The 19,256-nt window shown below is 67.9% G+C and carries 20 protein-coding genes; 11 read left to right on the top strand and 9 right to left on the bottom strand.

Translation table 11 applies throughout. The features are described from left to right. Positions 1–8 precede the first annotated feature (8 nt). From AC06FB_RS08875 to AC06FB_RS08855, 5 genes are read left to right on the top strand one after another with little or no spacing between them, the layout of a single operon-like run. Positions 9–1,772 (top strand): bifunctional alpha/beta hydrolase/class I SAM-dependent methyltransferase, encoded by a 1,764-nt coding sequence (locus tag AC06FB_RS08875; protein ID WP_478053597.1) that lies wholly within the window; start codon positions 9–11, stop codon positions 1,770–1,772. Next, positions 1,772–3,106 carry a phosphatase PAP2/dual specificity phosphatase family protein gene (locus tag AC06FB_RS08870; protein ID WP_478053596.1) on the top strand — a complete coding sequence of 445 codons (1,335 nt, stop codon included), beginning with the start codon at positions 1,772–1,774 and terminating at the stop codon, positions 3,104–3,106. Before AC06FB_RS08875 ends, AC06FB_RS08870 begins: the two co-directional genes overlap by 1 nt. Then, on the top strand, positions 3,103–3,540 hold the full coding sequence (locus tag AC06FB_RS08865) for a hypothetical protein (RefSeq protein WP_065181556.1): 438 nt from the start codon (positions 3,103–3,105) through the stop codon (positions 3,538–3,540). The genes AC06FB_RS08870 and AC06FB_RS08865 overlap by 4 nt, the downstream gene beginning before the upstream one ends. A gap of 12 nt (positions 3,541–3,552) precedes the next feature. Then, positions 3,553–4,182: a lysophospholipid acyltransferase family protein gene (locus AC06FB_RS08860; RefSeq protein ID WP_478053595.1), complete on the top strand. Its 630-nt coding sequence runs from the start codon at positions 3,553–3,555 to the stop codon at positions 4,180–4,182. After that, the gene (locus tag AC06FB_RS08855) at positions 4,179–5,174 is read left to right on the top strand and encodes a phosphatidate cytidylyltransferase (protein WP_053515673.1); all 996 of its coding nucleotides are present in this window, start codon (positions 4,179–4,181) and stop codon (positions 5,172–5,174) included. Before AC06FB_RS08860 ends, AC06FB_RS08855 begins: the two co-directional genes overlap by 4 nt. Before the next feature lie 29 nt (positions 5,175–5,203). Here AC06FB_RS08855 and fis read toward each other — a convergent pair whose 3' ends face one another. The 3 genes from fis to prmA all read right to left on the bottom strand — a co-directional run bounded on the left by fis (position 5,204) and on the right by prmA (position 7,310). Further along, the gene (gene fis, locus AC06FB_RS08850; RefSeq protein ID WP_005419706.1) at positions 5,204–5,479 is read right to left on the bottom strand and encodes a DNA-binding transcriptional regulator Fis; all 276 of its coding nucleotides are present in this window, start codon (positions 5,477–5,479) and stop codon (positions 5,204–5,206) included. Positions 5,480–5,594: 115 nt separating this feature from the next. Then, positions 5,595–6,347: a DUF3426 domain-containing protein gene (locus AC06FB_RS08845; RefSeq protein ID WP_053515674.1), complete on the bottom strand. Its 753-nt coding sequence runs from the start codon at positions 6,345–6,347 to the stop codon at positions 5,595–5,597. 42 nt (positions 6,348–6,389) lie between these two features. Beyond that, a complete protein-coding gene (gene prmA, locus AC06FB_RS08840; RefSeq protein WP_053515676.1) occupies positions 6,390–7,310 on the bottom strand; it encodes a 50S ribosomal protein L11 methyltransferase in 921 nt (306 codons plus the stop codon). Between the two features lie 151 nt (positions 7,311–7,461). On the opposite strand from prmA, the gene AC06FB_RS08835 reads away from it, so the two are divergent. Further along, complete coding sequence (locus AC06FB_RS08835) at positions 7,462–8,436, top strand: hypothetical protein (RefSeq protein WP_053515678.1); 975 nt, start codon at positions 7,462–7,464, stop codon at positions 8,434–8,436. Beyond that, positions 8,433–8,807: a hypothetical protein gene (locus AC06FB_RS08830; protein ID WP_111186284.1), complete on the top strand. Its 375-nt coding sequence runs from the start codon at positions 8,433–8,435 to the stop codon at positions 8,805–8,807. Before AC06FB_RS08835 ends, AC06FB_RS08830 begins: the two co-directional genes overlap by 4 nt. Before the next feature lie 132 nt (positions 8,808–8,939). Here the strand turns inward: AC06FB_RS08830 and accC are convergent, their stop codons facing one another. From accC to AC06FB_RS08810, 4 genes are all read right to left on the bottom strand, one after another. Next, positions 8,940–10,307, bottom strand: a complete 1,368-nt coding sequence (accC, locus tag AC06FB_RS08825) for an acetyl-CoA carboxylase biotin carboxylase subunit (protein WP_014648613.1) — start codon at positions 10,305–10,307, stop codon at positions 8,940–8,942. A gap of 10 nt (positions 10,308–10,317) precedes the next feature. After that, positions 10,318–10,797, bottom strand: a complete 480-nt coding sequence (gene accB, locus AC06FB_RS08820; RefSeq protein ID WP_053515682.1) for an acetyl-CoA carboxylase biotin carboxyl carrier protein — start codon at positions 10,795–10,797, stop codon at positions 10,318–10,320. A gap of 59 nt (positions 10,798–10,856) precedes the next feature. Next, positions 10,857–11,300, bottom strand: a complete 444-nt coding sequence (aroQ, locus tag AC06FB_RS08815; RefSeq protein ID WP_053515684.1) for a type II 3-dehydroquinate dehydratase — start codon at positions 11,298–11,300, stop codon at positions 10,857–10,859. Between the two features lie 231 nt (positions 11,301–11,531). After that, positions 11,532–12,266 carry a DOPA 4,5-dioxygenase family protein gene (locus AC06FB_RS08810; protein WP_253119278.1) on the bottom strand — a complete coding sequence of 245 codons (735 nt, stop codon included), beginning with the start codon at positions 12,264–12,266 and terminating at the stop codon, positions 11,532–11,534. Between the two features lie 152 nt (positions 12,267–12,418). On the opposite strand from AC06FB_RS08810, the gene AC06FB_RS08805 reads away from it, so the two are divergent. After that, entirely contained in the window at positions 12,419–13,246 is an 828-nt protein-coding gene (locus AC06FB_RS08805) for an isocitrate lyase/PEP mutase family protein (RefSeq protein WP_180875469.1), read from the top strand. 64 nt (positions 13,247–13,310) lie between these two features. Here the strand turns inward: AC06FB_RS08805 and AC06FB_RS08800 are convergent, their stop codons facing one another. After that, positions 13,311–15,359, bottom strand: coding sequence for a TonB-dependent receptor domain-containing protein (locus tag AC06FB_RS08800; protein ID WP_128987703.1), 2,049 nt, complete (start codon positions 15,357–15,359; stop codon positions 13,311–13,313). A 202-nt stretch (positions 15,360–15,561) separates the two neighbouring features. Between AC06FB_RS08800 and AC06FB_RS08795 the strand changes: the two genes are divergently transcribed. Both AC06FB_RS08795 and AC06FB_RS08790 read left to right on the top strand, forming a co-directional pair. Further along, positions 15,562–16,158 (top strand): NAD(P)H-dependent oxidoreductase, encoded by a 597-nt coding sequence (locus tag AC06FB_RS08795; protein WP_053515689.1) that lies wholly within the window; start codon positions 15,562–15,564, stop codon positions 16,156–16,158. A 16-nt stretch (positions 16,159–16,174) separates the two neighbouring features. Further along, the gene (locus AC06FB_RS08790; RefSeq protein WP_053515691.1) at positions 16,175–16,768 is read left to right on the top strand and encodes a TetR/AcrR family transcriptional regulator; all 594 of its coding nucleotides are present in this window, start codon (positions 16,175–16,177) and stop codon (positions 16,766–16,768) included. Between the two features lie 13 nt (positions 16,769–16,781). On the opposite strand, the gene AC06FB_RS08785 is transcribed toward AC06FB_RS08790, so the two are convergent. Next, positions 16,782–17,570, bottom strand: a complete 789-nt coding sequence (locus tag AC06FB_RS08785) for a D-alanyl-D-alanine carboxypeptidase family protein (RefSeq protein ID WP_478053594.1) — start codon at positions 17,568–17,570, stop codon at positions 16,782–16,784. Positions 17,571–17,690: 120 nt separating this feature from the next. Between AC06FB_RS08785 and AC06FB_RS08780 the strand changes: the two genes are divergently transcribed. Further along, positions 17,691–19,241, top strand: a complete 1,551-nt coding sequence (locus AC06FB_RS08780) for an alkaline phosphatase (RefSeq protein WP_478053593.1) — start codon at positions 17,691–17,693, stop codon at positions 19,239–19,241. The last annotated feature ends 15 nt before the right edge of the window (positions 19,242–19,256 follow it).

Below are 19,256 nucleotides of genomic sequence, written 5' to 3'. Positions count from 1 at the left end.
GAGAAGGCATGCGTCAGGTGCAGGAACGGGAATTCCACAGCTTCGACCAAGTACCGCTGTTCTACCGGCACTGGCCGGTTGCGGCCGCAGGCACACCACCGGGGCGCACGGTCCGGGCCATCGTGCTGCTGCATCGTGGCCACGAGCATTCAGGGCGGGTCGCCCACCTGGTCGACGAGCTGGACCTGCCGGAGATCGCCTTCTTCGCCTGGGACGCGCGCGGCAACGGCCGCTCGCCGGGCGAGCGTGGCGACGCACCGGGCTTCCCTGCGCTGGTGCGCGACCTGGACAGCTTCATCGCCCACATCGGCAGCGAGCACGGCATCGCGGTCGAGGACATCGTCGTGGTCGCGCAGAGCGTGGGCGCGGTCATCGCTGCGACCTGGGTACACGACTATGCCCCCCGCCTGCGCGCGCTGGTGCTGGCGTCACCGGCATTCAAGGTGAAGCTGTATGTGCCGTTCGCACGTCCAGGCCTGGCCCTGATGCAGAAGCTGCGCGGCAATTTCTTCGTCAGCAGCTACGTCAAGCCGCAGTGGCTGACGCATGATCCGGCACGGGTGGAGAGTTACCGCACCGATCCACTGATCACCCGGCCGATCTCGGTACGCGTGCTGCTGGGCCTGTATGAAGCCGCCGACCGCATCGTGGCCGACGCGCAGGCGATCAGCGTGCCGGTGCAACTGCTGGTGTCCGGCTCCGACTTCGTGGTGCACCGTGGTCCGCAGGACCGCTTCTATGAGCGCCTGTCCAGTCCGATCAAGGAGCGCGTGTACCTGCCGGGTTTCTTCCACGACACGCTGGGCGAGCGCGATCGTGCACCGGCACTGGCGCGCATCCGCGACTTCATCCAGGCGCGTTTCGCCGAACCGCTGCGCACGCTGTCGCGGCGCGACGCGCATCGGCATGGGCCGACGTTCGAGGAGTCGGAGATCCTGGCCTGGCCTCCGGAACGCAACAGCCTGGCCGACCTGCGCTGGCGCGGGGTGCGTGCGGGCCTGCGCCTGGGCGGCACCCTGTCCGAAGGCATCGCGCTGGGCCTGCAGACCGGTTTCGACTCCGGCAGCACGCTGGACTACATCTACCGCGACGAAGCGCGCGGCAAGGGGCCGCTGGGGCGGATGATCGACCGCAACTACCTCGATGCGATCGGCTGGCGCGGCATCCGCGTGCGTGGCCAGCACCTGCAGGAACTGCTGCGTGATGCGGCCATGCGCCTGCGCGGTCAGGATCTGCCGGTGCAGGTGCTGGACGTGGCCGCCGGCCATGGCCGGTATGTGCTGGAAGCTCTGGGCCAGGGCGAACAGCGCGCCGACCGCATCGTGCTGCGTGATTTCAGCCCGCTCAATGTGACCCAGGGCCAGGCCTTGATCGAACGGCTGGGAGCCGCCGACATCGCCCGCTTCGAGCAGGGCGACGCGTTCGATCCGGCGTCGTTGGCGACGGTGGAACCCGCGCCGACGCTGGCTGTGGTCTCAGGGCTGTACGAGCTGTTCCCCGACAACGACGCCGTGCTGCGTTCGCTGCAGGGTATTGCCGCGGTGGTGACGGAGGGGGGCTACCTGGCCTATACCGGCCAGCCCTGGCACCCGCAGCTGGAATTCATCGCCCGTGCACTCACCAGCCACCGCGGGGGCGCGGCCTGGGTCATGCGACGGCGCACCCAGCAGGAGATGGACGAGCTGGTGCGGCTGTCGGGCTTTGAGAAGGTGACCCAGCGCATCGATGCGTTCGGCATCTTCACCGTATCGCTGGCGCGTCGGGTCGCCTGATGGCCATCACCGCAACGCCGATCGTTGCCGATGCACCGCGTCCGTGGCGCCGCGCGCTGCTGTGGCTGGCGGTGCTGGGCCCGTTCTTCTTTGCCAGTTATGGCTTTGCCAACTGGATGGCCGGCCGCCACGACGTGGTTCCGGTTGTCGTGTTCGACTGGGAGACGCGCATTCCGTTCGTGCCCTGGACGATCGTGCCGTACTGGTCGATCGACCTGTTCTACGCGGTGTCGTTCTTCCTGTGCCGGCAGCGCCTGGAGCTGGACCGCCATGCGCTGCGGCTGCTCAGTGCTCAGGTGATCGCAGTGGCCTGCTTTCTGCTGTGGCCGCTGCGCTTCAGCTTCGAGCGGCCGGAGACGGGCGGTGCCTATGGCTGGTTGTTCGAGGTGCTGCTGGGGTTCGACAAGCCCTTCAACCAGGCGCCGTCATTGCACATCGTGCTGCTGATCGTGCTGTGGGTGAAGTTCGCCCACTACCTGCAGGGCGGCTGGCGGCTGGTGCTGCATGCGTGGGCATTGCTGATCGGCATTTCGGTGCTGACCACGTTCCAGCATCACTTCATCGACATTCCCACCGGCCTGCTGGTGGGCTGGCTGTGCGTGTGGCTGTGGCCGGACCAGGGAACACCGCCGTTGCGTGCCTGGCAGTCCGCGGAGGATCCCGCGCGGTGGCGGCTGGCGCTGCTCTACCTTCTGGGTGCCGCCGTGCTGCTGGTGCCGGCGCTGGCGCTGCGAGGCACTGCGCTGTGGCTGCTGTGGCCGGCGATCTCGCTGCTGCTGGTGGCGCTGGCGTACGCCGGACTGGGCACGGCCATGTTCCAGAAGCGCGACGACGGGCGCCTGACCATGGCCGCGCGCTGGCTGCTCGCGCCTTACCTGGGCGCCGCCTGGATCAATTCGCGGCTATGGACATGGCGGGCACCGCAGCCCTCGGCGGTGGCCGATGGCGTGTGGTTGGGACGGATTCCACGGGCGGCCTTGGCGTCGCCACTGCACGGCGTGGTCGATACCTGCGCAGAGCTGTCGTGCCGGGCGCCAGGTGCTGCGTATGCCAGCGTTCCGATGCTGGACATGGTGGTGCCCTCGCCGGCGCAGCTGCGCGAGGCCGCTACCGCCATCGAACGCCTGCGCATGCAGGGGCCAGTACTGGTGTGCTGTGCCCTGGGCTATTCGCGCAGTGCGGCCAGCGTAGCGACCTGGCTGCTGTGCAGCGGCCGGGCACGGGACGCAGCGGAGGCGGTTGCACGGATACGTGCCGCGCGGCCCTCCATCGTTCTGCATGACGACCACCTGCGCGCCATCCAGGCCGCCATCACCTCGGAGAGCCCCGCATGAGCCTCGCTGTCGACCTGCCGATGATGCGCCTGCTGCTGCGCCAGGGCCGGCTGCCCGCTGCGCTGTCGCTGGGACTGCTGCTGGTGGCGTTGCTGCTGCTGGGCATCGAGCCGGGACTGGCGATGTTCGCGGCCGGCCTGTTGCTGCTGAGCGTGGCGGCGGGGATGGTGCAGGCGTACTACGCGGTGCGCGTACAGCTGGACGCCAGCCTCCTGCAGCTGCTGCTGCAGGAGAATCTGCACGGTGAGGCGGCGGCCGAACGGGTGGACGCCGCCCTGCATGTCGCCGGCCTGCGCCGCCGCGACGCACAGGCGCCTACGCGCGGATGGGATGTGCGCTGGGCGGGCATGCGGGGCCTGCTGCTGCGTCAGTACGCGGCAGCGCTGCTGCAGTTCGCCACGCTGCTGCTGGCCGTGCTGTGGCCGCAGACCTGAGGGGAGACATCGATGTTTGCTGAACTGATCGCCCGCGCCTGCAGTGGCGCCATCCATGTGCTCACCGGCGCGCGGGCGCTGTGGGTCGGCTGCGCGCCCTCCAGCGAGCGCCGTGTCTACTACGGCAACCACGCCAGCCACGGGGATTTCGTGCTGATCTGGTCGTCGATGCCGCCGGCACTGCGGCGGCAGGTGCGTCCGGTGGCGGCCGCCGAATACTGGCAGCGCGACGCCCTGCGGCGCTATCTGATCGATGCGGTGTTCAACGGCGTGCTGGTCGAGCGCGAAGCGGCGCGCCGCCAGCAGGATCCGCTGCAGGCGCTGCGTGAGGCGGTGGATGCGGAGTGCTCACTGATCCTGTTCCCGGAAGGCACGCGCAACGTCGGCGATGAGCCGCTGCTGCCGTTCAAGAGTGGCATCTACCATCTTGCGCGGCAGCGTCCGGAACTGGAATTCGTCCCGGTGTGGATCGACAACCTGAAGCGGGTGATGCCCAAGGGACGGTTCCTGCCGTTGCCGTTGCTGTGCACAGCCACCTTCGGTACTCCGCTGCGGCTGCAGGCCGATGAGGACAAGACGGCGTTTCTCGAGCGCAGCCGCCAGGCGCTGCTGGATCTGGCGCCGGACGGAGGACGCGCATGAGCGGGTTGATCGCCGTATCGGGTGACCTCGCCGCGCGCAGCGTGGGCCAGCAGACCGGGCTGCTGTTCGCCGGGGTCGGCGCGGTGCTGGTGCTGGCGACGCTGGTGGCCGAGACCCTGCGCTGGCGGCAGCGTGGACGGCCCAGCGCGGTCATCGCCAATCTGGTCTCGCGCATCCGCGCCTGGTGGGTGATGGCAATCGTGGTCGGCCTGGCGCTGCTGTTCGGCCGGGCCGGGGTGATCGTGCTGTTCGCGATCATCTCGCTGTTTGCCCTGCGCGAGTTCATCACCCTGGCACCCACCCGGTCAGGTGACTACTACGCGCTGCTGGCGGCGTTCTACATCGTACTGCCCTGGCAGTACTACCTGGTGTGGATCGACTGGTATGGCATGTACACGCTGCTGATTCCGGTCTATGCGTTCCTGTTCCTGCCGATCCTGGCCACCATCGGCGGTGACACCACGCATTACCTGGAGCGCACGGCCAAGGTGCAGTGGGGGCTGATGATCTGCGTGTTCTGCATTTCGCACGTGCCCCTGCTGCTGAACCTGCGTGTGCCCGGGCATGAGCCCGCGCGCAACGTGCTGCTGCTGGCGTTCCTGGTGATCGTGGTGCAGTCCTCGGACGTGCTGCAGTACATCTGGGGCAAGCTGCTGGGCAGGCGCCTGATCGCACCCAGGCTGTCGCCATCGAAGACAGTGGAGGGCTTCATCGGTGGCGTGCTGAGTGCCAGCGTGGTGGGCGCTGCGCTGTGGTGGATCACGCCGTTCACGCCGCTGCAGGCGTTCGGCCTGTCGCTGTTGATCAACCTGATGGGGTTCTGGGGTGGCCTGGTGATGTCGGCGATCAAGCGCGACCGTGGCATCAAGGACTGGGGCCACATGATCGAGGGCCATGGCGGCATGCTCGACCGGCTGGATTCGGTGTGCTTCGCCGCACCGGTGTTCTTCCACGTGGTGCGGTATTACTGGAAGGCGGGCGGCGGCGGGTGACCCCGCTTCCACGACGTCGCCATCCGCGCTCAGGCGCTGATGCCGTATTCCTTCAGCTTCTTGCGCAGCGTGGCACGGTGGATGCCCAGCATCGCCGCGGCCCGGCTCTGGTTGCCTTCGCAGTGGTTGAGCACTTCCACGAACAGCGGAATCTCCATCTCGCGCAGCACGATCTCGTAGACGTCGTCTGCATCGCAGCCATCAAGGTCGCGCAGGTACCGGCGCACGGACTGGGCGACGTGTTCGCGCAGCGGTGGCCGGGGAGCGCCACGACTGTTGTCAGGACGAGAAAGGACAGCGTTCAAGGGGGTTCCCGATCTGGTTGGCCCGTGCACGCGGAGCGCGCGGCCGGATGAGGTGGTGGCGGTCAGTCTAGCGCGAGCGTGCCCGACCTGCCATGGCTGGTCGCCTTCGTCCCGATCACAGGAACTCGAAGGTGAATGCGACAGTGGACGCCGCAGGCTCCTGCACGCGGAACGCGATGTGTGCGCTCTGACCCGGTTCCAGCACGGCGGTACCCGGGTTCTCGCCGAGGTACTGCGTGGGGCTGAAAACGTCACTGCCGATGACCCGTCCGTCCGCATCGGACAGCGAAAGCCGCAGGTCGGGCCAGGCCTGTGGCCATCGCGCGTCATTGCGGATGCTGGCCTGCACCTGCAGTACGCCGGCCTGACCAGGCAGCGGGCGGATGTCGCGACTGGTCATGGTGAAGGCGGTGGGTTCGTGCCAGGCGGGCAGGCTGCAGCGCAGCACGCTGCACAGCGCCACCAGCCATGTGCGGTGGCCGGCATCGGCGGCCAGCCGCGCGCGGTCGGCGAGCACGCTCTGCAGGATCAGCAGCGCCGCCAGCCCCGCCACCAGCAGCCAGTGCCAGCGCGGCGCCGGGCGCGAGCGTGAAGGTGCACGGGCGAGGAAACCGGGTGCGTCATGGTTCGATGGTGATGCCACCGCCGCGGCATGCGGGGGCACATCATCGGTGTGCTGCGGAACGGGTTGCGCAGTGATCACCGCCGCTGCCGGCGCATGTTCGATCTCCGCCGCAGTGGGTTCGGGCGCCGGACCGGCCTGTGCAGGCATATCGACGTGCGCCTCGACGGCAGGTGCCGTTCCGCCTTCCGGCGCGGGGCGCAGGAAGGTGGCCAGTGGACGTCGTGCGGGGGTCGGCTCGGACATGCTCACGGTGCGGGTTCGGGTCGAGCGCTCATTCAAACACGATCAGGCGCGGCGCACGCCGGTGATGCGCATCCAGTCGCCATCGCGGGTCGCCTGCAGGTCGTCGAACCAGGCACTGTAACGCTGCAGCAGTTCGTGCTCCTGTCCATGCAGGATGCCCGACAGTGCGATGCGGCCACCGCCGGCCACGCGCGCGGCCAGCAGCTCGGCCAGCGCATCGAGGGCCGAGGCGAGGATGTTGGCGACCACGATGGGATAGGTTGCCACCGGCTCGTCCTGTGGCAGATAGACCTGCATGCGGCCCTGCTCGCCATTGCGCTCGGCATTGTCGGCGGTCGCGACCAGGGCCTGCGGATCATTGTCCACGCCGATCGCCTCGGCGGCGCCCAGCTTCAGCGCAGCCAAGGCGAGGATGCCCGAGCCGCACCCGAAATCGAGCACGCGCTGGCCCTGCAGCTGGCCGTCCACGGCCAGCTGGTCCAGCCAGCGCAGGCACAGCGCGGTGGTGGGATGAGTACCGGAGCCGAAGGCCAGGCCCGGGTCCAGCCGGACGACGGCCGCGTCGGCGGCCTGCGCCGCCTCCGGCAGCTCATGGTTCCACGGCACGATCCAGGTGCGGCTGCCGAAGTCCATCGGCTGGAACTGGTCCAGCCAGGCACGCTCCCAGTCCTCGTCCTCGACGGCGCGGAAGCTGCCACCGCTCCAGTCCAGTTCCGGGTCGAACGCTTCCAGCGCCGCCAGCAGCAACAGCGCGTTGCTGTCAGCCGGGAACAGCGCCGTCAGCACCAGGCTGTCCCACAGCGGCGTCTCGCCCACGCCCGGTTCCAGGATTGCCTGCTCGTTGCTGGTGTCGGCCTCGGCATCGAGCAGGGTCACGGCCAACGCCCCGACGTCCTCCAGCGCATTCTCATAGCGGGGCTGGGTGGCTTCGGTGCAACGCAGGGTCAGTTCCAGGAACGGCATGGGATCGGGGGCAATCGCGGGAAAGGGGGCCATGCTAGACCATCGGGGCGTCTCCGTATGCTCTGAGATGAACGCCCCCCGTTCAGACAGGCCTGCCGGGCCTTGCTAAACTGCGCGCTTTCCTGTGCGCCCCCGACGCTTTCCGTTGCCGATGGCCCTCGCTCCGACCCTGAAAACCTGGTTGCTCGTGCTGCCGGCGGTGGCCGTGCTGGGCGTGGCCGGGTATCGGGCCAGCGGGCACGTGGGCTCGGTATCGTCTCCGGTCGCGGCCTCCGGGCTGCCGACGGCCCAGGTGGCGGGCAACGAGGATGGGACGACGATGCCGGTCATGCCCGAGGCGCTGGCGCGGCGTCTGGCGGCCTTCGAGCGGGGCGGCGCACTGCCGTCCGGCCTGCCGCTGGACATCCGGGCCGACATCGAGGGCGCCACCGATCTGTTCGCCTATGCGCAGCGGTTGCGTGCGCAGGCCGACGGTGGCAACCACGAAGCGCGCTGGATGCTCAGCCGGGTGTATGACTACTGCGCGCAGTACGCGGTCGATCCCGGGGGGTATCGCCTGGACAACAACGTGCTGGCGGGGCTGGGCCTGAGTGCCGCACCGGCCATGGTCGATGCGCGCGAGCGCGTGGCCCAGCGCTGCGGCGGGTTCGTGCCCGGCGACAAACTGGGCGCGGCGCTGGTGCTGGCGGAGCGTCGCAAGGCGGCCGCGCAGGGCAATCTGGCGGCCGAAGCCGCGCTGTTCGCTGAAGGTGAGCCGCTGCATGACAGCGCGGACTACCGCCGTGGCCTGGTCGAGCGCGTGCGCCTGTCGCGCGATCCGGAGGCATTCATGGCCCTCGCTCCGGGAATGGGCGTGCGCGCCGCCGGTGACAGTGCACTGGACGGGCTGGTGGCCGGCGAGCAGCTCAGCGAAATGGCGTGGCGGCTTGCGGCCTGCGAACTCGGTCTACCGTGTGGGGCCGACAGTGTGCTGGTCAACAGTTTTTGTGCGAATGGAGGGATCTGTTCGCAGGATGAGACGCAGGATTTCCGGGATTTCGTGTATGACGCTGCGGTTTCGCGGCAAGGTGCTGGGAAGATGAACGAATGGATCAAGCGATTGATTGGAAGGGGGAGCAGGCCATGAACTACCGTCGATTCCTTCACGGGGCCAAGTTCTGGTTCTGGGTGGCACTGTTCGTGGCCTATTCGGCCGGCGCGGTGGGCCTGTTGATGATCGATACCTACGAGGATCGCTACCGGCATCTGTCGAAGGTGGAGCTGACCACGGTGAAGGCACAGGAAGACCTGCGCCGCGCCGGCGCCAGCCAGGTCGCTGCGGTCTATCGCGCGCAGAGCGGCGTGCCGTTCGCATCGCTGCCGGCGGGCAGCACCTTCCAGGTGGTCTGGCCCGATGGCTCGACCGAGACCATGGTGATCGTCGATCCGACCTCGCCCAATGGTGTGCGCCCGCTGCCGAACTCGCAGATTCCGGCAACCGCGGCCGACAGGCGCTGACACCGATCCTGCAGCGCCGGGCCCTCACGCGCGGCTGCGTTTCCCGGTACGCCGGGCGCGGGGGAAGGCGCTGCAGAAAGCAGAAAAGGGCGGGGATATCCCCGCCCTTTTCGTGTCCGGCACCTGTGCCGATCAGGTCAGCGCGATCGGCTTGTTCTTGCGCTCGGCCAGACGCTTTTCCAGGTAGTGGATGTTCTGGCCACCGGCCTGGAAGCCCTTGTCGCGCATGATCCGCTGCTGCAGGGCGATGTTGGTCTTGATACCGTCGACCACCATTTCGCTCAGCGCCACCCGCATGCGGGCGATCGCGGTTTCGCGGTCCGGGCCGTGCACGATCAGCTTGCCGATCATCGAGTCATAGTTCGATGGCACGCGGTAACCACTGTAGATGTGGGTGTCCACGCGCACGCCGGGGCCGCCCGGCGGATGGAAGCCGGTGATGGTGCCCGGGCTCGGCACGAAGGTTTCAGCATCTTCGGCGTTGATGCGGCACTCGATGGCATGGCCGGTGAGCACCACGTCGCTCTGCTTGATCGACAGCTTCTGGCCGGCGGCGATCTTCAGCTGCTCGGCCACCAGGTCGATGCCGGTGACCATTTCGGTGACCGGATGTTCCACCTGGATGCGGGTGTTCATTTCGATGAAGTAGAAGCGGCCGTCCTCGTACAGGAACTCGAACGTGCCGGCGCCGCGGTAGCCGATGCGGATGCAGGCCTCCACGCAGACCTTGCCGATCTGCTCGCGCTGCTCGGCGGTGATGCCCGGTGCCGGCGCTTCCTCGACCACCTTCTGGTGACGGCGCTGCATCGAGCAGTCGCGCTCGCCGAGGTGGATGGCATTGCCCTGGCCGTCGGCCAGCACCTGGATCTCCACGTGGCGCGGGTTCTCCAGGAACTTCTCCATGTAGACCTCGCCATTGCCGAACGCCGCCTTCGCTTCGCTCTTGGTGGTTTCGATCGAGGTCTTCAACGAGGCTTCGGCGTGCACCACGCGCATGCCGCGACCGCCGCCGCCGCCCGCTGCCTTGATGATGACCGGGTAGCCGATCTCACGGGCGATCTTGGTGTTGGCGACGATGTCCTCGCCCAGCGGGCCGCCCGAGCCGGGCACGCACGGCACACCGGCGGCCTTCATGGCGCGGATGGCTTCGACCTTGTCACCCATCATGCGGATGGTGTCGGCCTTGGGGCCGATGAAGATGAAGCCGGATTCCTCCACGCGCTCGGCGAAATCGGCGTTCTCCGACAGGAAGCCGTAGCCCGGATGGATGGCCTGGGCATCGGTGACTTCCGCCGCGGCGATCAGGGCGGGGATGTTGAGGTAGCTCTGCGGCGACGGCGCCGGGCCGATGCAGACCGACTCGTCGGCCATGGCCACATGCTTGAGGTTGCGGTCGACCGTGGAGTGCACGGCCACCGTGCGGATGCCCAGGGTGTGGCACGCGCGCAGGATGCGCAGCGCGATCTCCCCTCGGTTGGCGATGACGACTTTGTCGAGCATGGCGTGCCCCTCAGCCGATCACGAACAGCGGCTGGTCGAACTCCACCGGCTGGCCGTTCTCGCCGAGGATGGCGACGATGGTGCCGGACGCGTCGGCTTCGATCGGGTTGAACATCTTCATCGCTTCGATGATGGCCAGGGTTTCGCCTTCCTTGACCTGCTGGCCCACGGTGACGAAGGCCGGCTTGTCCGGAGCGGACGAGGCATAGAAGGTGCCGACCATCGGCGAACGCAGCACGTGGCCTTCCGGCAGCGCCGGGCCCGGCTTGGCGGTGCCGCCGGTGGAGGCTTCGGTCGGCGACTGCATCGGCATTGCCTGCGGCGCCGGTGCGGCAGGGGCGGCATACACCGGTGCGGCGACCGGGGCGGCATAGCCGGCGACCGGCGCGCGCGACAGGCGCACGGACTCTTCGCCTTCCTTGATTTCGATTTCGGCCAGGTTCGACTCTTCCAGCAGGTCGATCAGCTTCTTGATTTTGCGCAGATCCATGAGGGCCTCTTGGGTTTCTATCTAGGTGAGGAGAGCGCCGTGGGCGCCCGGGTCGACAATCAGGTGGCGGACAGCCGCAGCAGCGCCGCGTCCATCGCGTAGCGGTAGCTGTCGGCGCCGAAGCCGCACACCACGCCGACCGCCTTGTCGCTGAAATAGCTGTGCTGGCGGAACGGTTCGCGGGCGTGCGGGTTGGACAGGTGGATTTCGATGAACGGCACGGCCACGGCCGCCAGCGCATCGCGCAGGGCGACCGAGGTGTGGGTGAACGCGGCCGGGTTGATCAGGATGAACGCCGTGCCGTCGGTGCGGGCGGCCTGTACGCGGTCCACCAGCGCGTGTTCGGCGTTGGACTGCAGGCTCTCCAGCACGTGCCCGGCGGCGTCGGCCTGGCGGGCCAGCGCTTGGTCGATGTCGGCCAGGGTGGTGTGGCCGTAGACCTCCGGCTCGCGGGTACCGAGCAGGTTGAGGTTGGGGCCGTGCAGGACCAGCAGCTTCGCCATGGGATCCGATCGACTGGAAAGGGCGGCAGTCTGGCGGAAGCGGCCGATGCTGTCCAGTTCGGCGAAGTTTGCCGCGTTTCAATCGATTGTTTGAAATCGCTGGAAGCGCTTGTGCCCGTATGCCGGGCAGCGCTTCAAGGCGCGCTGAACGTGGCGACGGCTGCTGATACCCGCACGTACGCCGACGATGGCGGCCGACCGCTCCTGTCCGGCCAGGCCGGGCGGGGCTGCTCAGGTTTCCAGCGGCCGCGTCGGCACGACGTTGGGGAACACCTGTTCCAGCGGCTCCTGCTCGCCCGGCCGGGGCGCGGGCCAGTCGTAGGCGTTCACCGGCTGCGCGCGGTTCACCCACAGCGCGTAATGCAGGTGGTCGGCGCGCCCATCGCCGGTGTTGGGGTGGATGAGGATCGTCAGGCCCAGGCTGTTGAGCTGCAGCCATGGCACCACGACCGGCAGGAGATCGTTGGTGAAGCCGAAGTAGAAGGACGGGGTGACATGGGGGCCGCGTGGCTCCGGATTCCAGTTGCCCAGTTCCACCGGGAAGCGTTCCGCCACCCAGCGCCGGATCAGTGCGGCCTTGGCCGAGGTGTCCTCGTCGAAATAGATGTGGGCGTGGTAACTCTTGATGTCGGTGTAGGGGCGTGGGAGGGTCGGCAATGGCGATTCGCCCGGGCGTGTGCTGCGCGGTCGTGGGGTCGGTTCGCTGGCGGTGTCCTGTCCCCAGGGACTGCGGCCCTGCGCCGGCGGCGGGACGATCGCCTGGAATCCGGGACGCCCCGGTGCGGTCGTGTTCGCCACCTCTCGGGCCGGTGTTGCGGCGGCCGGACGCGTGGCGCCGGCCAGGCCACCTGCGGCCAGGCCGGCCGATGCGATCAGGCGGCGCCGGCTGGGTGAGAACGGCGCGGCCTGGTGTGCATCGGTGTCGTCGCCAGCAATGGCGTCAGAAGAATGCGGGGAGCGCGGCATGGTTGTTTCCGTGGACGGCGGACCGTCACCGTCGGACGGATGCGGGGCCGCGTCCAATGATCCGGTGGCATCACCTGATGCTGCGCCGCAGGTGCGTTGAGTCCTGTGCGCCGCCCGGATAGGGTGGTCAGCTCACCGCACGGATACCCGCCATGAACAGCGCAGATGCCACCACTGCCCGCAGACGTGCCACGTTCCGGCAGTTGCATGCGCAGGGCTGCTTCGTATTGCCCAATCCGTGGGACATCGGCAGCGCGCGCTACCTGCAGCGGCAGGGCTTCCTGGCATTGGCCACCACCAGCGCGGGGTGTGCATGGAGCGAAGGTCGCCCCGATGGTGCGGTATCGCTGCAGGCGACTCTTGACCACCTGCGGCTGATGGTGGCCGCCACCGACCTGCCGGTGAACGCAGACTTCGGCGATGGCTTCGGCGCCACGCCACAGGACGTGGCTGAGGCCGTGACGGCGGCCCTGGATACGGGCATCGCCGCTCTGTCGATTGAAGATGCCAGCGGTCTGGCCGACGCGCCGCTGCGCCCGCTGGAGGAGGCCGTGCAACGCCTGCGTGCGGCGCGTGCGGCCATCGATCGCGCCGCGGCCGATGTGCTGCTGGTGGGCCGGGCGGAAAACTTCTTCGTGGGCGTACCGGATCTGGAAGACACGCTGCAGCGCCTGCGTGCCTACGCGGCCGCAGGTGCCGATGTGTTGTACGCACCGGGCATCACCACGGCCGAACAGATCCAGGCGGTGGTGGCCGCGGCCGGCGGCAAGCCGGTGAACCTGCTGGTGGGCGGACCGACGTCACTGACGCTGCAGGACATCGCTGCGATGGGGGTACGCCGGGTCAGCCTGGGCGGGGCGTTGGCCCGTGCGGCGTGGGGGGGATTGATGCGGGCCACCGATCCCATCCAGCAGGAAGGCCGCTTTGATGGCCTGCAGGCGGCAGCATCGGGTGCGGCGCTGAACGCGCTGTTCCGCTGAGGCAGGGCCGCGGATGCACGGCAGGATCCCTTCGCTGCGCGAAGGGATCCGAGCCAGTGCTGCATCAGAACCGTGCGGTGGCGCCCACGAAGAAGGTGCGCGCGCCGCCGTCGTAGTTGTTGCCTTCGTCGATGGTGGACACGTCGCCCACGTTCAGGACGCCGGCACGCAGGGTCAGGTTCTCGTTCACGTCGAAGCCGGTCACCAGATCCCAGGTGGTGTACGCCTTGGCGAAGGTCGCGCTGGTGGCCGATACCAGTTGCTTGCCGATGTGCTGCGCACTGGCATTCAACGACCAGGCATCGGTCACCTGCCATTCCAGCGAGGTGTTGGCGGTCAGCTCCGGTACTACCAGCAGGGTGGCGCCGGTGGTGCGGTTCTTCGATTCCAGCATGCGCGTGGCATGGGTGGTCCAGCTCAGTCGCTCGTGCAGCGGCACGGTCACGCTGGCCTCCACACCGCGGGTGCGTGCCTTCTGGATGTTCTGTGCCACCGTCCACCAGTAGCCGTTGACGAAGCTGGTGGTCTGGCCGGGAATCTGGCTCAGCGGCACCTGTTCGATCTTGTCGTCGAAGTTGGTCAGGAAGTAGGTGGCCGAGGCCGACCAGCCCTCGCGGTCGAAGCCCACGCCCAGCTCGTAGTTGGTGCTGGTCTCCGGTTCCAGGTTCGGGTTGCCGGCCATGTAGCAGCCGCGCGTGCCGTCGGCATTCACCGAACGGCTGCTCCAGCCTTCGGCGGTCAGGGCACGGCAGCCGTTGCCGCCGGACTGGGTCGCAGCGCCGGCCGTTCCCTGCTTCAGGTTGGGGGCACGGAAGCCCTTGGAAATGCCACCGCGCACGGTCCATGCGTCGGCCGGGTGCCAGACGCCGTAGATGCGCGGGCTCAGGTTGTCATCGTAGTTTTCGGTGTTGTCCCAGCGCAGGCCCAGGGTCAGCACGAAGCGCTCGTGCAGGGTGAGGTGGTCCTCGGCGAACAGCGCCCAGGAGTCGGCCTCGCTGGTCGGGCTGATGCGGCCGCTGCCCGTCCAGGTGACCGGAACGGTACCGATGGTGTCGCTGTTCTCCAACTCCTCGCGTTTCCACTGCCCGCCCACATTCAGGCTGTGCTCGACGCCCCAGTGGAAGCCGGTGTTGAAGGCGGTATCGAACACCGTTTCCTTCGAACGGTTGCCGACGTCGCTGCCCTTGTCTTCGTATTCGTTCTGCACCAGCGTGGTCTTGGACGTGGTGGCGTCGCTGTAGGTGCCGTCATGGCGGATCACGTAGCCGGTCTGCACCAGCTTGGACAGTCCCCAGCTGTTGACCTGGCCGGCCCCGCTGTTGCGCTGCGTTCCGCGCGAGGCCTCCACGCCCACGACGTGGCTGTCGCTGATGCGCCAGTCGAACAGCACGTTGGCGTTCTCTGCCTTGTTGCCCGGTGTCTGCCGCGCGCCGCGGTCAGATTCGCGGTCAGTGACGTTGGCGCCGATGCGCACGCCCAGGTTGTCGGTCAGCGGGCCACTGAACAGCGCTCCCATCTGCGTGGTGTTGCCGCGGGTGTCCGAATCGGGCTTGCTGTAGTTGAAGGTGGCCGAGCCGCCCCAGTGGTCGGCGATCTTGCGGGTGATGATGTTGATCACACCCCCCATCGCGTCCGATCCGTACAGCGAGGACATCGGGCCGCGCACCACTTCGATGCGTTCGATCATGTCCGGCGACAGCCAGTTCAGATCCTGCGGGCCCAGGTCATCACGATAGTTCACGCCGGCCGAGCTGCCCTGGCGGCGGCCATCAATCAGGATCAGTGTGTACTGCTCGGGCAGGCCGCGCAGCCGGATCTTCGACTGCGCACCGGACAGCGCGTAACCGCCGGTCACGCCGGGCACGGTGCTCAGCAGCTGGCCGATGCTGCTGACCGGCTTGCGCTCGATGTCCTCGCGGGTGATCACGCTGATGCTGGCGGGGGCATCCCGGATCCATTGCTGGGCGCCGGTGGCGGTGACCACCACGGTGTCCATCTGCTTGGCGGCGGCATCGGCTGACGCCTCGGCGTGGGCCTGGGAGGCGAGGGCAAGGCCGATGGCCACGGCCAGCGTGGCAACGGAACGACGGGACTTCAGACTGGCATGCAACATCGCGCGGTACTCCGGGTGAGGGGTCCACTGGCGATGGCTGGGACGTCCGTGTGGGGTTTCAGATCTCCTTAACAATAGTATCACGAATCATTTGCATTTGACTTGAGGCGATACAGAACGCCAGAAACAGTGTCCTGCTGGCAGTGCTGATCGGGCTGGGTTCGCTAGTTACCATTAGTAACTAATCTCCACGGAGTTGCCCATGCACAGCCTGATTGTTGTTGCCCATCCCGATCCTGCCTCGCTGACCCACGCGGTAGCCGCTCGCATCGCGCAGGCCATCGCCGATGCCGATGAGAGCAATACCACCGCCATGGCCGATCTGATGGCCGAAGGCTTCGACCCGCGCTTCAACGGGCAGGACCAGGCCCTGTTCCGCGGCATCGCGCCGCCACCGGCCGATGTGGCGGCCGAGCACGCACGGCTGGATGCGACCGACACGCTGGTGCTGGTCTACCCGCTCTACTGGTGGTCGTTCCCGGCGCTGCTGAAGGGCTGGATCGATCGCGTTTTCACCCAGGGCTGGGCCTACGCCGAGGGTGCCGATGGAAAAGTGGAGAAGCGGCTGCAGCGGCTGCAGGTGCATCTGGTCGGTATCGGGGGTGCCGATGCCGCGATGATTGAACGCCGTGGCTATGGCGCGGCCATGAACACGCAGATCGACATGGGCATCTTCGATTACTGCGGCGCGCGCGTGCTGTCCTCCACCCTGCTGCTGGAGGCGGACACCGGGGCGGCCGCGGCGCATCTGCAGACCGCGATGGAGATCGGCCGTAAAATCGGACATCCAACGAGCTGACAGCCGTGTTCCGCCGATGCCTGCCACCGACACCCCCACGCGTCGCCGACTGACCCGCGAGCAGCGGGCCCGCCAGCTGCTGGATGTCGCATGGGCGCTGGTAGGCGCCGAAGGCACCGATGCCTTGACCCTGGGGCGCCTGGCCGAAGCGGCGGGCGTGACCAAGCCGGTGGCCTACGATCACTTCGTGACGCGCAACGGCCTGCTGGCGGCGCTCTACCATGACTACGACCAGCGGCAGACGCTCATTTTCAATGACCGTATCGCCGCGGCGCCGGCAGAACTGACCGCGCGCGCAGCGGCCATCGCGTCCGGTTACATTGACTGCGTGCTGAGCCAGGGCAGCGACGTGCAGAGCATCCTCGCAGCGCTGGTCGGCGCGCCGGAGCTGCGCGAGGTGCGGCACTGCTACCAGCAGGAGTTCATCGACAACTGCGCGGACTGGTTGGGCCCGTTCGCCGGTGACGGCCAGGTACCGGTGGAGGGGCGCTGGGCGATCCTCGGCGCTGCCGAAGCGCTGTCCGAAGCGGTGGCCAATGGCGCGATCGGCAAAGCCGACGCGGAACGCGAACTGCAGCGGGTGATCGTATCCACCGTTGTACGGGACTGACTGCCCGCGCAGCTCAGGCTTCTGCGACGGTGTCGCCGGCCAACGCGGCGAATCCACTGGCAAGATGCCTGCGCACCCGCGCATCGCGTGCTTCGCGGTCTTCCGAGCCAAGCACCACGGTGATCAATCGCACCGGCTGCGCGTGTCCGGCGATGGGGCGGCGCGCCGTAGCCGCCAGGCAGAACCCGGCCGCGCGGGTATAGCCGGTCTTCAGGCCGTCCACACCTTCATCGGCGAGCAGTGCGTTCTGGTTGCTGCGGCTGAACGTCCGGTGCGCGAACGCCGGCTGTGCGGTGATGGCCAGCACCTGCGGATGATCTGCCAGCAGGCGGCCCGCCAGCACCGCCATGTCGCGTGCGCTGGATACGTGCCGCGGCGTGGTAATGCCGGACACCGACGCGAACCAGGTACTGCCCAGGCCGAGACGCCGCGCCAGCGCGTTCATGTGCTGCAGGTACGCCGCCTGCGAGCCGTGCAGATGGCGGGCAAGCACAAGGGCCGCGTCGTTGCCCGATACCACCAGCATGCCCTGCAGCAGCCGGCCCAGTGTGACCATTTCGCCAGGCACCAGGCCCATGCGCGTTTCATCGTCAGCAACCGCGTGCACGTCCTCGGCGGCAACGGTCACCGGCATCTCCCAAGCGGCGGCGCCGGATGCGACCTGTTCGTAGGCTGCGTACGCGGTCATCAGTTTGGTCAGTGAAGCAGGCGGACGCTGCAGGTCGGCGTTCTCCTGGTGGATGACCGCGAAGCTGCCGGCATCCAGGGTGATCGAGGAGACCGGGGGACGTGGAGACGGCATGGTGGCGCGGCAGGGGAGACGTTCCACAGGATACCGCTGCCAGGATGCGTGAATCTGCAATATTGCAATGATATAACGTCGCGCATTCCGGGCCGCCTGCCCGACCCCACAGGATGCACGATGACCGCACACACGCCGCGCCGTTGGCTCTACCCTTCGATTCTGGCCGCGCTGGCAGCCCTCGCCGGCTGCCAGCCGGCACCGCGTGCGCAGGCGCCGGTGGCGACCGGCGGCTACCCGCACAACGTGATCGTGATGATCAACGACGGCGCGGGCTGGGGAACCTGGGATGCCGCCGCGTACTGGCAGTATGGCAGCCGCGAAGGCGCCCCGTACGCGCACTTCCCGCAGCGCCTTGCGGTGGCCACGTTCCCGCTCAACGCCAGCAGCCAGCCCACGCACGATTCGGCGCAGACGCTTGGCTACGACGCCGCGAAAGCATGGGATGCCACCCCGGTACCGGCAGCGGATCTTCCGTTCGCCGGTTATCAGTATCTGGCCGCGGTGGCGACCGACAGCGCCGCGGCGGGCACGGCGTTGTCGTCTGGCATCAAGACGTACAACAACGCCATCAACGTCAACAACGACGGCGTCGCGGTCGAGTTCAACACCCTGCGCGCCAAGCGCCTGGGCATGGCAACCGGTGTGGTCACCTCGGTGCCGTTCTCGCACGCGACACCGGCCGCGTTCGCCGCGCAGAACGCGTCGCGCAACAACTACCATGCCATCGCCCACCAGATGCTGGCGCAGGGCCACATGGACCTGGTCATGGGAACCGGCGGCCCCGGCTACAGCGTCGATGGCCGCGCCTGCGATGACGATGCAGGCGCAGTGAAGGAAGAAGGTTGCGCGAACCCCTGGGAGTGGGTGTCGCAGCAGGACTGGCAGCAGCTGGAAGCAGGCACTCCCATCGCCGGCAATCCTGCCGGACCGTGGCGGTTGATCCGCAGCAGGGAAGCGTTCGCTGCGCTTGCACAGGGACGGTTGCCAGCCGACCGCCCGTTGATCGGCGTACCGCGTGTGGCCAGCACCCTGCAGCAGGCGCGTCAGCTGCAGGTCCTGGGCAGGGATGCGACTACTCCCTCCGGCGTGAGGAAGATCGACAGCGTGCCGGACCTGGCGACCATGACCCGCGGCGCCCTGCAGTTCCTGCAGCAGCGCTCGTCCAAGGGCCTGTTCCTGATGGTGGAAGGCGGGGCCACCGACTGGGCCGCGCATACCAGCGCGTGCGGCACGGAATGGCATTACGGCCAGTGCGGCGACCAGCCGCAGTACGGCCGCCTGATCGAAGAGACGGTCGAGTTCAACGATGCGGTATCGGCGGTGGTGGCGTGGATCGAGCGCAACGGCGGATGGCAGCGCAATCTGCTGATCGTCACCACCGACCACGACAACAGCATGCCGATGGGCCCCGACGCGCAGCAGGTGGCGTTCGAGCCGGTGCGCAACAACGGGCGCGGGCGGATGCCGGGGATGAGCTTCCGCCCCACCGGCAATCACTCCAACGCACTGGTACCGCTGTGGGCCAAGGGCGCGGGCGCCGAGCGGCTCAGCGCCCGAGTGCGCGGCATCGACGCCGGTTACCGCCAGCATGTGCGGTGGAATGATGGCAGCTACATCGACAACACCGACGTGGCTGCCGCAGTGCAGGACGTACTGCAGCGGCCTTGAGCAGAACAGTGCACG

Source organism: Stenotrophomonas sp. Steno-C15 (assembly GCF_056393265.1).
This window is presented reverse-complemented; position numbering and strand designations above follow the sequence as displayed.

Bases quoted from the DNA above. Each gene is read 5' to 3' on its own strand.
- AC06FB_RS08835 (WP_053515678.1), top strand. From the start codon at position 7,462: ATGGCCCTCGCTCCGACCCTGAAAACCTGGTTGCTCGTGCTGCCGGCG.
- AC06FB_RS08845 (WP_053515674.1), bottom strand. From the start codon at position 6,347: ATGTCCGAGCCGACCCCCGCACGACGTCCACTGGCCACCTTCCTGCGC.
- AC06FB_RS08810 (WP_253119278.1), bottom strand. From the start codon at position 12,266: ATGCCGCGCTCCCCGCATTCTTCTGACGCCATTGCTGGCGACGACACC.
- AC06FB_RS08780 (WP_478053593.1), top strand. From the start codon at position 17,691: ATGACCGCACACACGCCGCGCCGTTGGCTCTACCCTTCGATTCTGGCC.
- aroQ (WP_053515684.1), bottom strand. From the start codon at position 11,300: ATGGCGAAGCTGCTGGTCCTGCACGGCCCCAACCTCAACCTGCTCGGT.
- AC06FB_RS08830 (WP_111186284.1), top strand. From the start codon at position 8,433: ATGAACTACCGTCGATTCCTTCACGGGGCCAAGTTCTGGTTCTGGGTG.
- prmA (WP_053515676.1), bottom strand. From the start codon at position 7,310: ATGCCGTTCCTGGAACTGACCCTGCGTTGCACCGAAGCCACCCAGCCC.
- accC (WP_014648613.1), bottom strand. From the start codon at position 10,307: ATGCTCGACAAAGTCGTCATCGCCAACCGAGGGGAGATCGCGCTGCGC.
- AC06FB_RS08855 (WP_053515673.1), top strand. From the start codon at position 4,179: ATGAGCGGGTTGATCGCCGTATCGGGTGACCTCGCCGCGCGCAGCGTG.
- AC06FB_RS08795 (WP_053515689.1), top strand. From the start codon at position 15,562: ATGCACAGCCTGATTGTTGTTGCCCATCCCGATCCTGCCTCGCTGACC.
- AC06FB_RS08790 (WP_053515691.1), top strand. From the start codon at position 16,175: ATGCCTGCCACCGACACCCCCACGCGTCGCCGACTGACCCGCGAGCAG.
- AC06FB_RS08870 (WP_478053596.1), top strand. From the start codon at position 1,772: ATGGCCATCACCGCAACGCCGATCGTTGCCGATGCACCGCGTCCGTGG.
- AC06FB_RS08875 (WP_478053597.1), top strand. From the start codon at position 9: ATGCGTCAGGTGCAGGAACGGGAATTCCACAGCTTCGACCAAGTACCG.
- AC06FB_RS08865 (WP_065181556.1), top strand. From the start codon at position 3,103: ATGAGCCTCGCTGTCGACCTGCCGATGATGCGCCTGCTGCTGCGCCAG.
- AC06FB_RS08860 (WP_478053595.1), top strand. From the start codon at position 3,553: ATGTTTGCTGAACTGATCGCCCGCGCCTGCAGTGGCGCCATCCATGTG.
- AC06FB_RS08800 (WP_128987703.1), bottom strand. From the start codon at position 15,359: ATGTTGCATGCCAGTCTGAAGTCCCGTCGTTCCGTTGCCACGCTGGCC.
- AC06FB_RS08805 (WP_180875469.1), top strand. From the start codon at position 12,419: ATGAACAGCGCAGATGCCACCACTGCCCGCAGACGTGCCACGTTCCGG.
- AC06FB_RS08785 (WP_478053594.1), bottom strand. From the start codon at position 17,570: ATGCCGTCTCCACGTCCCCCGGTCTCCTCGATCACCCTGGATGCCGGC.
- accB (WP_053515682.1), bottom strand. From the start codon at position 10,797: ATGGATCTGCGCAAAATCAAGAAGCTGATCGACCTGCTGGAAGAGTCG.